The sequence below is a fragment of the Pseudoalteromonas sp. NJ631 genome (genome assembly GCF_000276645.1).
GTDB classification, from domain to species: domain Bacteria; phylum Pseudomonadota; class Gammaproteobacteria; order Enterobacterales; family Alteromonadaceae; genus Pseudoalteromonas; species Pseudoalteromonas piscicida.
Map to the genome: position 1 here is coordinate 60,597 of NZ_AKXJ01000006.1, position 16,201 is coordinate 76,797.

Genomic DNA, 16,201 nt, shown 5'->3' on the forward strand with positions numbered 1-16,201 from the left:
TAAACTCTGATTTTATAAGTGACTTTCAATGCCTAAACATTATCTTTTCTACATTGAGCAGCCATATAGCTTTGCCATTCTAAGACCCCTCCAAAACGCTATCCGTGCTAACGGTGATGTGGTGAAGTGGTTTTTAAAAGGTAAAGATGTAAATTCAAGTTCACTTGCACCAGACGAAGCAGAGTTACTGAGCGTAGAGGACGTAAAAGCGTTTAATCCCAGAGCAGTGTTTGTACCAGGAAACGTTGTTCCTGACTTTTTTCCAGGCGCCAAAGTGCAAGTATTTCACGGATTAGAATATAAAAAGAAAGGTCACTTTGGGATCCGTGGTTTCTTCGATTTGTATTGTACTCACGGCCCAATTACCACCGCGCCATTTAACCAACTCGCACAAAAACATGGTTATTTCTCGGTGATTGAAACCGGCTGGCCAAAACTCGACCCTTATTTTGATTACATTAAGCAAGAGAATGAAAAACCAGTCATATTATACGCGCCCACTTTTTCACCTAATCTCACGTCGCTTGAAGCATTACATTCACAAATCAAACAGCTAGCAGAGTCAGGAAAATACAAAGTCCAACTTAAGTTTCATCCTAAGACGAAACAGCAATGGCAACAGATGTACATGGAACTTGAAACCATCAGCGATTTTGAAATCGCCGGGAATGACAATCTCATTCCACTCATTCAGCAAGCCGATGTGGTGATTTCTGATACCTCTAGCGCCGTTGATGAGTCGCTACTAATTGGTAAACCGGTTATCACATTTAATAATCACCAGCCTCAAGATGCCTTAATCAATATTACCGACGCAGGCAAATTATCTGAAGCGGTTGAACAAGCACTTAATCTGTCTGAGGCACAAAGTGAACGTATTGAGCAATATATTCAGCAAGTGCACCCTTACCGCGATGGTAAAAGCGCCGAGCGCATACTCGCAGCAACAGAGACCGTAATTGCTGCTGGATTAAAGCGTAAACCACTTAATTTATTAAGACGTTACAAAATACGCAAAGCACTGAATTACATGAAGATAAAGTAAATATTAGTAACTTTTCGAAAATAAAAAAGCTCACTTAATTGTGAGCTTATGCAAGTTAATTTATCACTAATTTTAACAATCGCACTGCCAGTATTGGTTACCCGTTTCCGTCAAGGGCGGGCGACAAGGAATACGGCTATTTGCGCCACCAGCGATGTTTGGTGTTTGCTCTTGAGGCAGGCTTTGTTTTTTATCTAATTGTTTTAATGCTGTTTTTTTAAATTTCAATTTCATCTTCTTATCCTTGATTAATCTTAATTTGTAAATCATGTTGTTTAAGGTTGGTAGTCCAACAAGTAGATTTTCTATCTCATCAGGCTAACCTAAAACACTGCTCGACTATACTAACAACGGCACTGACCGTAATCCGTACCTGTCAACGTTTCCGTTAAACGGCAAGGAATTCTAGTATTTGGCTCAGCACCGCCTGCTACTTGAGGCGTTTGCTGTAAAGGTAGGTTTTGGTTTTTATCTAGTTGCTTCAACGCTGATTTTTTTAATTTTAATTTCATTATCATTTCCTTGAAATAGTCGTTTAGTGATCAGAATTTATCACTAATTCTTAAGCTGCCATGAAAAAATTAAAAATTCAACATTATTAACAATAAAATTAACTTTAAAATTCACCCCCTCATTAGGACAACAATTAACCATATGTTAAATAATGCTTTTTAACCATGAACCAAAAAAGCGCACCGTTAAAAACAAACAAAAAATCAACAAACATACAATCTACTGAGATAAGCTTATCTCAACTAGGCATCTTGTTGCTTATCCATAAAATCAGCCATACGCGCGAGCAACTCTGTTTCTGTAAGATCTTCTTTATGCGTGCCAATCGTCCAGATATGACCAAATGGGTCTCGTAGCGTTCCAGCCCTATCACCATAAAACTGATCACAAACGGGCGTGACTTGCTGTGCCCCCAAGTCAATTGCCCCCGCAAACACAGTGTCCACATCGTCAACATACAACATCAAGCTAACGGGTGTGCCACCAAGCTCATTGGGATCTTTAAAATGCATATCAGGGCACATATCTGAAAGCATCACATAAGAGTTACCAATCAGCAGCTCCGCATGTGCTATTCCGCCATCTGGCATAGGTAACTGAAGTTTTACGCTAGCGCCAAAAGCAGCTCGGTAAAACTCGATGGCTTTTGCTGCACCAGCCACAATGAGGTAAGGCGTGAGTGAATGATAACCGGAAGGAATTGAAGAAGTCGCCATGATATGGATCCTATAAAGTCCGTTAAATTCCCTCTAAACCTAGCCGATTATTTGAAATATGCGAATTAAAATTGCGATGCTCATGTTATTGCAGCGATGAGATTTACTCATTACTCGAGTGTTGATTAACGAATTATTTACCTATATGCTAATTTGGTTTTGTTCATAAAACACACAACAACATGTAAGGGATCAGTATGAAACCAACTTCTATATTACGATTGGCTTGGACGAGCGGTGCTCTCATCCTCGCAGGCCAAGCAAACGCCTACGACTGTAGTAATTTAACCCTGTGGTCTGAACAACAAGTATACAGACAAGGGGATATTACAGAGTCCCAAAACCAAGCATATGAAGCTAAGTGGTACAGTCAAAACGACAATCCAGCAGGCCACTCCGGTCCTTATGATGTCTGGCGGTCACTTGGAGCTTGTGCAACGGGGTCAGGTCAAACGCCGAGTGTCGTACTCACCAGCCCAAATAATGGTGCTGTGCTGGGCGAAAATGACAGCGCTGTTTTTTCCGCTGATGCCAATGATGCCGATGGTGACCTAGCTTATGTCGAATTCTTAGTAAATGGCCAAGTTATCGCAACGGATACTAGCGCGCCATTTCAAACCACTTGGAGCGCAGTACTTGGCGAATACGATATCAGTGCAATTGCCACCGATTTACAAGGGCTAACCGGAAGTTCGCAATCAGCACGGATCACAGTAAAACCGGGCGGGGGAAATTTACCACCGAACGTATCCATTGTAGCACCAGCCAACGGCCAGCAATTCTATCAAGGCGATATGGTAAGGATCAGCATCACAGCTGAAGATAGCGACGGTACTATTGCGGGAGTAGAAATTAGCCTGAACAACCAGCTTGTCGCGAACCTAACAACCTCTCCTTTTGAGTTCCAATTCCAAGCGGAACAAGTTGGCGTAAACCAACTAAATGTAAAAGCGATAGACAATCAAGGCTTGGTGAGTGAGGCAAACCTTGCCATCGACGTGTTAACAAAAGTGGGAGGTGGCTGCCAAGGCCTTAGAGCATACAGCGCTGGACAAAATTACCAGACTGGTGAACTCGTCGCGCATAATAATCATAAATATCGCTGTGACATCGCAGGTTGGTGTAGCTCAAACGCGCAGTGGGCATACGAGCCAGGTACAGGCCAGTATTGGACCGATGCATGGAGCGACTTAGGGATCTGCGCAATCGCGCCAACCGTAACGTTCGAAAGCCCGTCCAATAATGGTACTGTTTTGGTCAATGCGCCCACCACTATCTCTGTCAGTGCTCAAGATACTGACGGCAGTATTGCTACACTGTCACTCTATGCTGACAACACACTCCTCGCCACAGCCAATCAAGGAACACTTAGCCACAGCTGGACACCGACAACCCTCAATCCGGTAAGCTTAAACGCCATTGCCGTCGATAATGAAAGTAATCAAAGCGAGCAAACAATCACAGTGAATGTGACTGATAAACCGATTGCCGTTGATTTACTCGCCCCCACTAGCGGCAGCCAAATTACCTTAGGTAATTCCACTCAATTGATTGCACAAGCATCCTCTTTTGTTGGACAAATCACACAAGTACAGTTTTATGCTGATGGCGTATTACTCAATACAGACGCAACGCCACCCTACGAATATAGTTATGCACCGGCCTCAATCGGCACAAAAACACTTTATGCCACGGCCACCAACGACAATAATGATCAGGTGTCCAGTAGCGGCGTGACAGTTCAAGTCATCGACAAACCCATCGGTAAAAAGCACAAGCTGATTGGCTATTGGCATAACTTTGTCAACCCAGCTGGTTGCCCTATTCCACTTGATCAGATGTCTACTGCTTGGGACATCATCGATATTGCCTTTGCTGAAAATGATAGAAACTCGAATGGCACAGTGCACTTCACACCATTTGAAAAAGACATTCGCTCTAACTGCCCGCCTATCGACCCAGTAAAATTCAAATCCGACATGCAGGCACTACAAGCGCAAGGTAAAGTTTTTGTGCTAAGCCTTGGTGGTGCAGAAGGCACAATTACCCTCAATACGGATGCCGATGAAGCGGCATTTGTCAGTAGCCTCACCGGTATTATTCAACAATGGGGATTTGACGGGCTCGATATCGACTTAGAGAGTGGCTCGAACCTTGTGCATGGCTCTCAGATCCAAGCTCGGCTGCCAAGAGCATTAAAGCAAATTGAACAAAATATTGGTGGCAATATGGTACTTACCATGGCCCCTGAGCATCCCTACGTACATGGTGGCATGATTGCCTATTCAGGTATTTGGGGCGCTTATATTCCACTTATAAATGAGCTACGCGACACATTAGATTTACTGCACGTACAGCTATACAACAATGGCGGCCTACCGAACCCATACGAACCGGGAAGTGCTCCTGAGGGCTCAGTGAACATGATGGTTGCTCATGCAAAAATGCTGATTGAAGGATTTGATCTTGCTGATGGCACCCGCTTTGCGCCACTTAGGGATGACCAAGTAGCCATTGGTCTACCTTCTGGCCCACAGTCGGCAAATTCAGGTCAAGCGCCTATCGGCAATATCATCAATGCCTTAGATTGTTTAACCAAAGGTACAGGATGTGGCACTATTCAACCCAACAGGGCTTATCCGAACTTTGGTGGCGTGATGACATGGTCGATTAACTGGGATAAGTACGATGGTTATAACTTCTCTCAACCCATTGGCGATAAATTAACGCAGATGAATCGAGGAAATTAAAGTTACATTGGCCTGGGCTTGGTATTTACGTCAAACGTTATTCTGAGCTCAGGTTGATGAATCAATAAAATACAAAGAATAAAGGCAGGTACTGCCCAGCTCCTGCTTACTTAATTGCTAACAATTTTCAGTCGTGTAGTTATCGCATCGAGCGCTTGTACAAAGTGCAGTGGTGATTAAATCACACTCTTTAGTCGTGGTTTCACAACCAATCGTGCCAGGCCTCGTTGTATAACCGCCTGCCACATTAGGCGTCGCTGCATAATCAAGTGTTTGGCTGTTTTTAGATAAAGACTTTAATTTTTTAACCGTTAATTTCATTGGTAATCCTTTTTTGTTTTATTGATAAATTCAGGAACTAGCTCGTAATAATTTAGTCCTGAACTTAAGTTGTACCACCTGAACAAAAAACACTCAACCCAATTAAAGCAACTATTCAATCATTCGCGTGTTATCACTGTATTTTTGCCAGAACCACACTGAATAACCCTATAACTTAGACTATGTAGCAATCAGCCAACGACACAAACAAACAAGGCTGATAAACAGTCAACAGCTTTTTGCTTGGAAATAAACTATTTCTCCCCTACTATTAGAGCGTTACACGCAAATTCATAGTGAATCCCAAGGTCGATATGAAATCTTTTCCATCGCTTTATTTAACAAATCTATTCTTAGTCGGTGGGACAGGCCTGCTGACCACTTACTTAGCGCTTTATTTAGGCCAACACGGCGTCAGCACGTTTTGGATTGGCTTGCTTACCTCGTTTTATTACTTGGGTTTGTTGCTCGGTGCCAAATTAGGCTACCACCTGATCAAATCAGTTGGGCATATTCGCGCGTTTGCGGCAAGCACAGCTGCAGTGACGGCCTGCGTAGCAATACATGGGGTGAGTGACAATATCTATCTTTGGCTTGGACTACGACTTGTGGTGGGTCTTGGCATGATGTGTAACTTTATGGTGCTCGAAAGCTGGCTGAATGAACAAGCGGCACCAGAGCAGCGAGGGCGGGTATTTTCTTTCTACATGCTCACTTCCTACCTCGGTATGGTAACTGGGCAGTTTGCGCTTTCTAACTTCCCCGAGCTTGGCTATGCGCCGCTATTTTTAATTGTTGTTGCCTTATCCTTTGGAATTATCCCTATTTCAACGACAAGGCGGATCCACCCTAAGCCACTTAAGCCTATTCAAGTCAGTCTGTTTACCTACTTCAAAAAAGTGCCTCAATCTCTTACGGCGGTCTGTTTTGCCGGAGTGATTAATGGCAGCTTTTATGGCCTTGCCCCGACTTTTGCCAGCCAATCAGGATTTAATGCCGAAGAGATTGCTATGTATATGTCGGTAACAATTTTTGCAGGTTTGCTTGCACAGTGGCCAATGGGCATTATCTCTGACCGAGTTCGCAGAAGTATCTTACTGCGCAGTAACGCTGTTTTTATTGGGTTGATTTCTCTTTGTATATTTTTACTGCCACTGAGCCCAAGCTACAGTCTTTGGCTGACTTTTGGCTTTGGGTTATTTGCATTTACCATGTACCCACTTTCTTCGGCACTAGCAAACTCCCGTGTTGATGATGAAGACCGTGTTGGTGTTTCTTCCGCATTGCTGGTGGCGTTTGGGGGAGGTGCCTGCGTTGGCTCGGCCGCTATTGCACAGATCATGTCCCATTTTGGTCATCAAGCCCTATACGCTTCGTTAAGCGCACTAACCGTTGTTATGTTTTTACTCCTCCACTTTATCAACGCCAGACAAAAAGCTGAGCAGCCAGAGCCTAGCGACTATGTGGCTGCGACTTCTGATATTACCAGCTCACCGCTCGCAGCCACCATGGACCCGCGTATCGAAGAAAAAACAGCACACGAACAGCTACTTGTCGTTGACGAAGATGCGCCTCGCGATAACGACGATGAACTCGACGACAATGATCAAAATAGTGAGCCAACCGAGGAGCTGGACGAAACGACTAACAAACCTCAGCCATAGTCTGACTGATAAACGCTCGTAACCAACGAAGTGCAGGATATTGATGCTGCACTTCGTGCCACACCATAGCGACATCAAAAGCACAGTCAGGTATCGGATTTTCAACGAGGGTAAAATCAGCTCCGAGTTTTGACGCTTGACGAGCTGGAATAAGTGCAACCAACTCGGTATTTCTCACCAGTTCCGGTACCAATAAAAATGAGGGTACTGACGTCATCACCTGCCTCGATACACCATATTGCTGCAAGATTGAATCAACGAATGTCGAGGTGCTATTTCCTTCAAAAGACACCACAATATGCTCAAGCTTCACATAATCTGTGATTGTCATTTTTGGCGTTAGCTGTGGATGATGTTTTCTGCCAATCAAGACATACTTTTCTTGATATAAGGTTTTAAATCTTAACGAATCAGGCCCACATTCCGGCGACATTAATGCCAAATCGAGTTCTGACTGTTGTAGCTGGGCTGCAAGCGTTGCTATTTTTAAGTGGCAAAGCACGACCTTGATATTGGGCGCAGCGATTTTTAAACGCCGTATTACCTCTGTCATCACCACTAACTGTAAATAGTCGGTACATGCCACTTTAAAGGTTAAATTGGCCGTTTCTGGGAAAAAGTCTTGATGCTCGACTAACACGTTACTTACTAGCTTCATCGCAGCGCGAAGTTCCGGCAGCAAAGCAAGCGCTTTAGCAGTTGGTAGCATGCCTTTATGAATTGGGACTAATAACTGATCATCAAATAGTCCGCGCAGCCGACTTAGCTGAGTGCTTACTGCAGGCTGGCTGAGGTTCAACCTATCTGACGCTTTGGTCACATTGCACTCTTCCAGTAACACCACCAAAGTCTGAAGCAGGTTTAAGTCCACCTTTTTGCTATCCATTTAATTTATACCTAGGGTAAAAATATTCAATTTCATTTATAGCAAGATTACAGAGATAGTAACAACTCCTTTTCGTTACAGAGCACTTATCATGACCAAATCCGCACTAGTGGTATCGGCACATCCAGAGCCGACTTCCTTAACCCAGACACTCGCCAAAACAAGTGTCGAAACCTTAACGCGCATGGGTTTGCAAGTTCAAACTTCAGATCTATACCAAATGAAATGGAAGGCTGTGGTTGATGAGACCGACTTCCCGCAAGATGACTCACAAGCACCACTTGCGATTATTGCAGCATCTGGCAAGGCATATCACTCAAACACCCTAACCGAAGATGTTATTCAAGAGCAGCAAAAATTGCTTGCCGCAGACTTAATTATTTTTCATTTTCCGCTTTGGTGGTACAGCGTGCCTGCCATACTTAAAGGCTGGTTCGATAGAGTCTATGCCTATGGCTTTGCTTACGGTTATCAAAACAAAGGGAACCAATTGCGCTACGGCGAGGGAGTTTTACAGGGAAAACGAGCGTTAATTTGTGTAACCACAGGTGGTGGATATGAGGATTACTCTCCTTTAGGGATAAACGGCACAATGGACGAATTACTATTTCCGATCACGCACGGGACTTTGTTTTTCCCAGGTATGGACGTTCTACAAAACCATGTTATTTTCGACGCAAAAGGCGAGCCTAATCAACGTATAGCTGATGAAATTGTCAATTGGTCAGAGCGCTTAACACAGGTATTTAGTGAACAGCCAATCCCCTACCGAAAACAAAATAGTGGCGATTACATCAACGGCCAAGTGCTAAAAGCCGAAGTCGCTATGGGAAAATCGGGTATTGCTGCACATATTGCTTAATCAAGGCCTTATCAGCTATGTTTATAGGATGTAGCTGATGATTGATGAGTATTGTGATTTGCAAAACACTTGGATTGCCTTTTGTGGCGTTATGCTGCTCACGGCTTGTACCATAGCCAATAGCTGTGAGCTTGCTGTACTTGATGGTAATATCGTGCTTAATTCCTCAAAGATACAGCCTAAATGTCGTTTTAAACAAGATCAAACTGGCCAGTTGTCTGCTGCGGCTAGGTTCACCTCCGCGCTAACTCATCAAACGCCAAACTCTAAAATTAAGCAACTATCACAGGAGCAAGCTCAGCAATCATGCAACATCGACGCTACACAAGGCAGTTTGACTTGTACATTTAATGGCAAAAGCGAAAACTTCAAGCTGACTAACACCATTAAACAGGGGAAAATCGCATCAACAAACTGGCAAAATGATGAATATGTTTATCTTGGCTGGATGACCAATACTGAGGTATTAATGGGCTATATTGCGTTTAGCGCACTTAACAAGCATACCGCTCCCTTTTTCGTTCCCGCTTCCCAGTTTTGCCAATATGGTCTAAGCTCTTATATTATCGACCTTGGTAAGGGCGACTTATTGTGCCAAAACCACGAGGGGCTTTGGTCTCATAGCCGTTTACTGCCTCTACCGCAGCCCTGCCAACAACCACAACAAATGATCCAAGATAAAGGTGGGATTTGGGCGCTGGAGTTTATCGAAAGTAGCTATCAATGGCGGATCTGCAGATATACCGATAACGCAGGTAGCCTGTTAGCCGCATACGAATACAGCATAGACTTAAAAGCAACGCTGGCTCGGTATGACTTACAGCCCAGTGATTACACCCAACTCACTTTTTTATCCGATGGCGATACTAACGCTATCGCGAATGCGGTGGAAATAGATAACGTCTTTCCGGTCAGTGATATTACGCCAGAGCTTGACCCACAGACGATAGAGCTACCTATTCAGCAGCTACAATACAAACTAACTAAGCTAGATTAGGCCTGTTGATCTTGTGCTTCACGTAGCACTTGCGTTTGGCTATTTTGCTTTCTAAATTGATTTGGCGTGGTTCCCGTGGCGATTTTAAATGCTCTAGTAAATGGTCCAACCGACGCAAAACCACTTTCCAGTCCAACGACAAGTACTGGCCAATGCTGTTTAGCGGGGTCTTGTAACAGCACTTTGGCATGCTCAACCCTCAACTCATTGACCAATTGGCTGAAATTTCGCGCTTGCAGGTTTTGCCGTATCACTCGGCTTATCTTGTATTCAGGTTCATTAAATTGCTGAGCTAAGTCAGCAACTTTTAACCCTTCTTTGAGAAAGCCTTTTTGCTTGATAAGAAAGTGTTCCACCTGTTGCTGGAGCGCAATATCATCCTCGGTTTGTGTTGGTTCATTTGATTCAACGCGCCTTACTGATGTAATTGTACGTTGAGATGAAAATCGCCAATACAGTAACACTTGCGCCGTCAATATAATGAGGATGGCTGCGCTTGTCACTGCCCACTCTTGAACTTCACGATTATCGGCAAAGCGATTTTCGACTAATTTGGTGCCTGCGACGCAAATAAAATAAGCGGATAAGAATAGCACCCTTTGTGCTTTTTCTTGCCCTTGAGACTGTGAGAATCCTCGGCACCCTTCCCAAAATGCCAACATGAGTACACTAGATGACAACAACAAAGCAAGCTCATACGCCGCAATGTTAAACCACTCAACAAATCCGCTAGCATTCATGTGTAATTGACTGTCGATAAACAAATAGCCTTGCCGCCACACGACTAAGGCAGCAATGGCGATTGCAAACACAACATGCCTTTTTAAAATGGCATGCTTTTCTCTAAATAGTGCCCGAGCAAGCAACCAAAACCCATTACAGGTCACGCAAGCGCCCATGCCAATTAAATACTGATATCCATTTAAGGAATCTTGAGTCAGCTTTTTGGTCGTGGCCAATGCTATCGAGCCGCACACTAAAGCAAAGAGTAAATGTGCTGCTTTTTTCTCTTTTACAAAAAGCTGAGCAACAACCAAAGTGCAACATAGGCTAAGCAAAAGTAGGTAATAGTTTTCAATAGTCATGGTGATTGAAGGAATATTGATAGACACAGAAACTCTAACAGCCACACCAAAAGCATTCAAATTAACTTTGTAAGTAAACTTAACACCACCATTTTTAAAATTCGGCCTACTTTCTTTGCTTTGATTTTCAAAATCAAAGCGACGAGATAGCAATCAGCAGCTAATGGATCGCCTTGCCCACCACGCAGCACAACAGCCACAACAAACCGCGCTGATCTGCGTAGATAAAAAAGCACACACACGCTTTAGTTTTCAGGCCTTGTATGAACAGAGTTTACAGCTGGCAGGGCATCTGCAGCATCACGTCAGTGCGGGGGATCGCGCCCTGATCCTGATGGATACCGGCATTGAATATGTGACCAGCTTTCTCGCTTGTCAGCACCTGGGGGTGACCGCTATCCCGAGCTTTCCACCCGAGTCGACCAAAGCGCAACACATTGCCCGTACCGTGGGCATTGCCGAAGACGCCAGTGCCCGGCTGGTGCTAACCACCTCTCGTTTTAGCGAAACGGTCGCGGGTATGTGCGAGGCACTGGATGACATTATTATCCAGGTGGTGGACGAATTAAACACGCCAGCGCCTGATGCGCCGCGCCACCCGGCGCACAGCGACGAAATTGCCTTTTTACAGTACACCTCGGGCTCAACCGCCAAACCAAAAGGCGTGATGGTCAGCCATGGTAATTTGCTGGCCAATGAAGCGGTGATCACCGAACGAATGCAAACCACCCAATCTGATGTGATGGTCAGCTGGTTGCCGCTGTTTCATGATATGGGACTGATTGGCGGGCTGTTGCAGCCGATCTACGTTGGCTATCCGTTGGTGCTGTGCTCGCCCCGATTCTTTATGGAGCGCCCGGCGCGTTGGCTACAGTTGATTGGTGAATATGGCGGCACTGTCTCGGGTGGCCCCGACTTTTCTTTCCGTTTGTGTCTGGAGCGGATCCGCGATAAGCAACTTGCAGATTTGGACCTGAGCAGTTGGCGTGTCGCCTTCTCCGGCGCAGAACCAATCCGTCACGATACCCTGCTGGACTTTGCAGAGCGCTTTGCGCCGCAGGGCATGCAGGCATCGGCCATTTACCCTTGCTATGGTCTGGCTGAAGGCACCCTGATGGTGACGGGCACCCAAGCCGGTGGCGGCGCCGTGATCCGTGCCTTTGATAATAAGGGGCTGGCTGCAGGCCGCGCAGAGCTGGCCGATGCCCGCGATCTGCGCGACAGTGACGCATACTGCCATCAGGTAGGCTGTGGTCAGGTCGCCAGCGGCCACCTGCTCAGGATCACGTGTCCACAGTCACATCAGGCACTGGCCGATGGTGAAATTGGCGAGATCTGGACCGCCGGACCCAGCATTGCGCTGGGGTACTGGCAAAATGAACAAGCGACTCACGACACCTTTGTGGCGCTCGACGGTCACCGCTGGCTAAGAACCGGTGACGTTGGTTATGTGTTCGACGGCCAGCTCTATATCTCGGGCCGACAAAAAGACTTGATCATCATGAATGGTCACAATGTTTACCCGCAGGATATTGAGCGCGCCATTGAAGCCGAGCTGAGCTTTGTGCGTAAAGGTCGGGTCTCGGCGTTTCCGGTTCCCAGTGCAGAGAGTGGCGAAGGCATTGGTCTGGCAATCGAAACCAGCAACAGCTACCGCAATGAGGTCCCGGCGCAGCAAACGGCGTTGATCGTCCGTGACTTTATCACTGAGCACTTTGCTGCCTGCCCTGAGCTGGTATTGCTCCTGGATCAGGGGGGCTTGCCAAAAACCTCCAGCGGTAAGCTCCAGCGCAGTGCCTGTCTGAAGTTACGCAATGCCAACGAGCTGGCCAGTTATGGGGATTTTGACTTGGCTCAGCTGCAACAACTGACGGCGCAAGACTCGCTGCCCGGCAATGCGCACTGGGATCACCTGACCCAACAACTGGCACAGTGCTGGCAAAGCGTGCTGCGTTACCCGGTCAACCACGACGACGCGGACTTTTTTGCACTGGGGGGCAGCTCGATTAAAGCCGCCCAGTTACTGGCACAGATCCAGAGCGAACTGGATTGTCAGCTCGACCCCAGCAGCTTGTTTGCAGCACATCGCTTTGGCGATTTCTGCCAGCGTGTGCGAGACGTGATGGATGCACCCAGTGTGCAGATCCCTGCGCAACAGCTGGATGATTACCCACTCAGTGCCCAGCAACAAAGGCAGTTGTTCTTATGGCAACTGGAGCCCGATAGCAGTGCCTATCATATTGGCGCAACGATAAAGTTATCAGGCGCAATTAATCCGCAGCGCCTTGAGCAGGCCTGTGCACAGGTACTGGCCCAGCAACCTGCGTTGCAACAAGCCTATTTCAAAACGGCCGAAGGCCAGTGGCGTCAGCGCACCGCTGCGCAGCCTTTGCAGTGGCATTATCATGACCTCAGCGATGCTGCGGATGCAGCCACACAGGCGGATGCCTTGCAGCGTACTTGCTATGAAACCCCGTTTGCACTGGGCGACGGCGAAAATTTCCGTGCTGCGTTGATCCGTGAGTCTGAACAGACATATCGCCTGGTGCTGGTTATGCACCACATTGCCAGTGATGCCTGGAGCTTTGATTTGCTGCTGGGTGCCATCTCGCATCACTACAACACGCAGGGGGAAGGCGCGCTCGACAGCTGCGACATCCAGTATGGTGACTTTGCTCTGTGGCAGCAGGAGTGGCTGACCTCAGAGGCCGCCGCGACGCAGCTGGCTTACTGGCAGGAACGGTTGGATGGTCAGGGTGATGAAGAGTTACTGGTGCCTGAGCAAGCGCGACGCAGCGATTTGGCAGCGCCGATGGGCGTGATGCGTTTTACCCTGGATCACAAGCACACCGACAAGCTGCAACAGCTGGCTCATGGTCAAAATGCCAGTTTGTTTATGCTGTTGCTAAGCAGTTTGCAGGTGCTGTTTTATCGCCTCAGTGGTAAACGTCAGCCACAGATTGGTGTGGCGGTGGCCAACCGCAATCTGGCACAGCTGCACAAGCTGGTGGGTTTTTTCATCAATACTCAGGTGATCCGTGGCTCGGTATCACCGGAGCAGAGCTTTACCCAGTTGCTCGAAGCGTGTAAACACACAGCACTGGAGGCACAGCGTTATCAGGACTATCCATTTGAGAAGCTGGTGGAAGTGCTGAATCCACAGCGTGCACTGGGACAGACACCGCTGTTTCAGGTGATGTTTAACCACCTTGAGCAGGATGTGGCTAAGGCACTGACGCTGGCCGACTGCACCACAGATGATGCGCAGTCACTGCAGCAGCAGGCGCAGTTTGATCTCAGCATCGACTCGCGACTGGATGAGCAAGGCCAGCTGAGCATTGAGCTACAGTACAATCAGGCGCTCTATCAGCACAGCACCATAGCGCGATTGTCTGCGGCTTTTCAGCAGCTACTCAATCAGCTGCCACAACAGGCGCAGCAGGCCATTGGTAATCTGTCTTTGGGCACAGAACTGGCACACATTCCGGCGGCAACGGGCGCTGATGCGTCGGCACCCGCTGCACAGTGGCTGACATCAATCAGTGAGTATGCAGCCAGCAATCCGGATGCCACGGCGGTGATTTTTGACGACCAGCACTATAGCTATGAGTGGCTGGAGCAAACGGCCAACCGGCTCGCACATGGTCTGGTCGCTCAGGGTCTGACAGATCAGGTGGTGGGGATCATGCAGGCGCGTAAGCCCCTGATGCTGGCCTCGGTGTTGGCGTGTTTGAAGGCCAATGCCGCCTACTTACCGTTAGACCCTAATTTCCCGCAAGCGAAGTTAGCACACATGGTTAGCGACAGTGGCTGTGCGGCGATACTGGGTGAGCAGACTGATATCTCCTTACCTGTGCCTTGTATTTCTCCGGTTGCTTTACTCAGTGAACACCATGAGCACAGCACCCCGCCTGTGGTGGTGCATCATGCACATTCACTGGCCTACTTAAACTATACCTCTGGCTCGACGGGTCAGGCGAAGGGCGTGGCGATTGAGCATCAGGCGCTTGCCTGTTACATCGAATCGGCAAAAGCGTTTATTGAATTAAGCCACACCGATGTTGTGCTGCAATTTGCCACCATTAATTTTGATGCCTTTGTCGAGCAGCTGTTCCCCAGCTGGGCTGTGGGCGCTGCCGTAGTGTTACGTGGCGATACGCTGTGGGATGCCGACACCCTGTATCAGCAAGCACAGCGTCACAAGATCAGCGTGATGGATCTCAGTGCTGCCTATTGGCGCAGCATTGCCGCCAGCTGGGCGCGAATGGCCACTACCACGCCATTGTCACTGCCTCATTTACGCCAGGTGCATTCGGGTGGTGAAGCCATGTCAGAGCAGGGCATTGCAGACTGGCGTGCGGCAGGTCTGGGTGAGGTGCGTCTGCTCAACACTTACGGACCAACAGAAATTGTGGTTGAGGCCGCTATTCATGATTGCCGCACCCTGACAGCGGGCGAGCAAGTCCCGCTGGGTCATGCCCTGAATGGTCGCCGTCTGTATGTGCTCGACAGCAACCTTCAGCCGGTGGCCGAAGGTCAGGTGGGTGAACTGTATATCGGCGGCGAGCTGCTCGCGCGCGGGTACTGGCAACGTCCGGCGCAGACGGCTACTTGTTTTATTGCCGACCCATTTGCGGATAATGGTGCGCGCATGTACGCCAGTGGCGATCTGGTTAGCTGGCAAAATGGCGCGCTGCATTATCATGGCCGCAGCGATCATCAGGTTAAAATTCGCGGTTTCCGGGTTGAACTGGGTGAAATCGAAACGCGCTTAACGCAGCTACCGGACGTGGATGTGGCGGTGGTGATCACCGAGCAGCAGGCACAGTCGTTAAGCCTGATTGCCTATGTACAAAGCGAGCGCCACGACGACCCGGACTATGCACTCAGACTCAAGCGGGCGCTGACCGAGCAGCTGCCCGACTATATGGTCCCGGCGCAGATTGTGGTGCTGGCACAGCTGCCTGTTAATACCAGCGGCAAGCTGGAGCGTCAGCAACTGCCAAAAGTCCAGCCCGCACAGGCGCCGGTAGCCAGCACGGCAACCAATCAGACAGAGCAGGCGCTGGAAACAATCTGGATGAAGCATCTGGCGGTCGCTCAGGTTGACCGCAATGCAAACTTCTTCGATTTGGGAGGCAATTCGCTGTTGCTGATGGCGGTCTTCGACGACTTTAAACCGCAGTTTGCCCAGTTGCAGCTGACCGACTTATTCGCCTATCCCAGCATCGCCAGCCTGGCTGCGTATCTGGACCAGTCACAAACAACACAGTCACAAACAACCAGCGCCCCGAGTGGCGCCCGGCAGCGCCGCGGCATGGGTGCCGTCGCTGCCCGTAAACGTAAAGTAAGAGAATCATAA

12 protein-coding genes are annotated in these 16,201 nt (G+C 47.9%); 6 read left to right on the forward strand and 6 right to left on the reverse strand.

Annotated elements, in window-relative coordinates; translation table 11 throughout:
• The first annotated feature begins 28 nt into the window (after positions 1 to 28).
• Positions 29 to 1,045: a CDP-glycerol--glycerophosphate glycerophosphotransferase gene (locus A587_RS0112090; RefSeq protein WP_017217811.1), complete on the forward strand. Its 1,017-nt coding sequence runs from the start codon at positions 29 to 31 to the stop codon at positions 1,043 to 1,045.
• A 72-nt stretch (positions 1,046 to 1,117) separates the two neighbouring features.
• Here A587_RS0112090 and A587_RS25175 read toward each other — a convergent pair whose 3' ends face one another.
• From A587_RS25175 to A587_RS0112105, 3 genes are all read right to left on the reverse strand, one after another.
• A complete protein-coding gene (locus tag A587_RS25175) occupies positions 1,118 to 1,279 on the reverse strand; it encodes a hypothetical protein (RefSeq protein WP_017217812.1) in 162 nt (53 codons plus the stop codon).
• A 110-nt stretch (positions 1,280 to 1,389) separates the two neighbouring features.
• Positions 1,390 to 1,557, reverse strand: a complete 168-nt coding sequence (locus tag A587_RS25180) for a hypothetical protein (protein ID WP_017217813.1) — start codon at positions 1,555 to 1,557, stop codon at positions 1,390 to 1,392.
• Positions 1,558 to 1,800: 243 nt separating this feature from the next.
• Positions 1,801 to 2,274, reverse strand: a complete 474-nt coding sequence (locus tag A587_RS0112105) for a VOC family protein (RefSeq protein WP_017217814.1) — start codon at positions 2,272 to 2,274, stop codon at positions 1,801 to 1,803.
• 197 nt (positions 2,275 to 2,471) lie between these two features.
• On the opposite strand from A587_RS0112105, the gene A587_RS0112110 reads away from it, so the two are divergent.
• A complete protein-coding gene (locus tag A587_RS0112110) occupies positions 2,472 to 5,024 on the forward strand; it encodes an Ig-like domain-containing protein (protein ID WP_017217815.1) in 2,553 nt (850 codons plus the stop codon).
• 117 nt (positions 5,025 to 5,141) lie between these two features.
• Here A587_RS0112110 and A587_RS0112115 read toward each other — a convergent pair whose 3' ends face one another.
• Entirely contained in the window at positions 5,142 to 5,345 is a 204-nt protein-coding gene (locus A587_RS0112115; protein ID WP_017217816.1) for a hypothetical protein, read from the reverse strand.
• A 314-nt stretch (positions 5,346 to 5,659) separates the two neighbouring features.
• Between A587_RS0112115 and A587_RS0112120 the strand changes: the two genes are divergently transcribed.
• Positions 5,660 to 7,009, forward strand: coding sequence for an MFS transporter (locus tag A587_RS0112120; protein WP_010370728.1), 1,350 nt, complete (start codon positions 5,660 to 5,662; stop codon positions 7,007 to 7,009).
• Here the strand turns inward: A587_RS0112120 and A587_RS0112125 are convergent.
• On the reverse strand, positions 6,990 to 7,895 hold the full coding sequence (locus tag A587_RS0112125) for a LysR family transcriptional regulator (RefSeq protein ID WP_017217817.1): 906 nt from the start codon (positions 7,893 to 7,895) through the stop codon (positions 6,990 to 6,992). The genes A587_RS0112120 and A587_RS0112125 overlap by 20 nt on opposite strands.
• Positions 7,896 to 7,986: 91 nt before the next feature.
• On the opposite strand from A587_RS0112125, the gene A587_RS0112130 reads away from it, so the two are divergent.
• Together A587_RS0112130 and A587_RS0112135 are read left to right on the forward strand one after the other, a co-directional pair.
• Positions 7,987 to 8,757, forward strand: coding sequence for an NAD(P)H-dependent oxidoreductase (locus A587_RS0112130; protein WP_017217818.1), 771 nt, complete (start codon positions 7,987 to 7,989; stop codon positions 8,755 to 8,757).
• Between the two features lie 37 nt (positions 8,758 to 8,794).
• Complete coding sequence (locus A587_RS0112135; RefSeq protein ID WP_017217819.1) at positions 8,795 to 9,754, forward strand: hypothetical protein; 960 nt, start codon at positions 8,795 to 8,797, stop codon at positions 9,752 to 9,754.
• Here A587_RS0112135 and A587_RS0112140 read toward each other — a convergent pair.
• Positions 9,751 to 10,866: a helix-turn-helix domain-containing protein gene (locus A587_RS0112140; RefSeq protein WP_232288061.1), complete on the reverse strand. Its 1,116-nt coding sequence runs from the start codon at positions 10,864 to 10,866 to the stop codon at positions 9,751 to 9,753. The genes A587_RS0112135 and A587_RS0112140 overlap by 4 nt on opposite strands.
• Before the next feature lie 136 nt (positions 10,867 to 11,002).
• Between A587_RS0112140 and A587_RS0112145 the strand changes: the two genes are divergently transcribed.
• Positions 11,003 to 16,201, forward strand: coding sequence for a non-ribosomal peptide synthetase (locus A587_RS0112145; RefSeq protein ID WP_017217821.1), 5,199 nt, complete (start codon positions 11,003 to 11,005; stop codon positions 16,199 to 16,201).

Excerpts from the sequence above, each read along its gene's own strand:
- A587_RS0112090 (WP_017217811.1), top strand. The coding sequence starts at position 29 with ATGCCTAAACATTATCTTTTCTACATTGAGCAGCCATATAGCTTTGCC.
- A587_RS25175 (WP_017217812.1), bottom strand. The coding sequence starts at position 1,279 with ATGAAATTGAAATTTAAAAAAACAGCATTAAAACAATTAGATAAAAAA.
- A587_RS25180 (WP_017217813.1), bottom strand. The coding sequence starts at position 1,557 with ATGAAATTAAAATTAAAAAAATCAGCGTTGAAGCAACTAGATAAAAAC.
- A587_RS0112105 (WP_017217814.1), bottom strand. The coding sequence starts at position 2,274 with ATGGCGACTTCTTCAATTCCTTCCGGTTATCATTCACTCACGCCTTAC.
- A587_RS0112110 (WP_017217815.1), top strand. The coding sequence starts at position 2,472 with ATGAAACCAACTTCTATATTACGATTGGCTTGGACGAGCGGTGCTCTC.
- A587_RS0112115 (WP_017217816.1), bottom strand. The coding sequence starts at position 5,345 with ATGAAATTAACGGTTAAAAAATTAAAGTCTTTATCTAAAAACAGCCAA.
- A587_RS0112120 (WP_010370728.1), top strand. The coding sequence starts at position 5,660 with ATGAAATCTTTTCCATCGCTTTATTTAACAAATCTATTCTTAGTCGGT.
- A587_RS0112125 (WP_017217817.1), bottom strand. The coding sequence starts at position 7,895 with ATGGATAGCAAAAAGGTGGACTTAAACCTGCTTCAGACTTTGGTGGTG.
- A587_RS0112130 (WP_017217818.1), top strand. The coding sequence starts at position 7,987 with ATGACCAAATCCGCACTAGTGGTATCGGCACATCCAGAGCCGACTTCC.
- A587_RS0112135 (WP_017217819.1), top strand. The coding sequence starts at position 8,795 with ATGATTGATGAGTATTGTGATTTGCAAAACACTTGGATTGCCTTTTGT.
- A587_RS0112145 (WP_017217821.1), top strand. The coding sequence starts at position 11,003 with ATGGATCGCCTTGCCCACCACGCAGCACAACAGCCACAACAAACCGCG.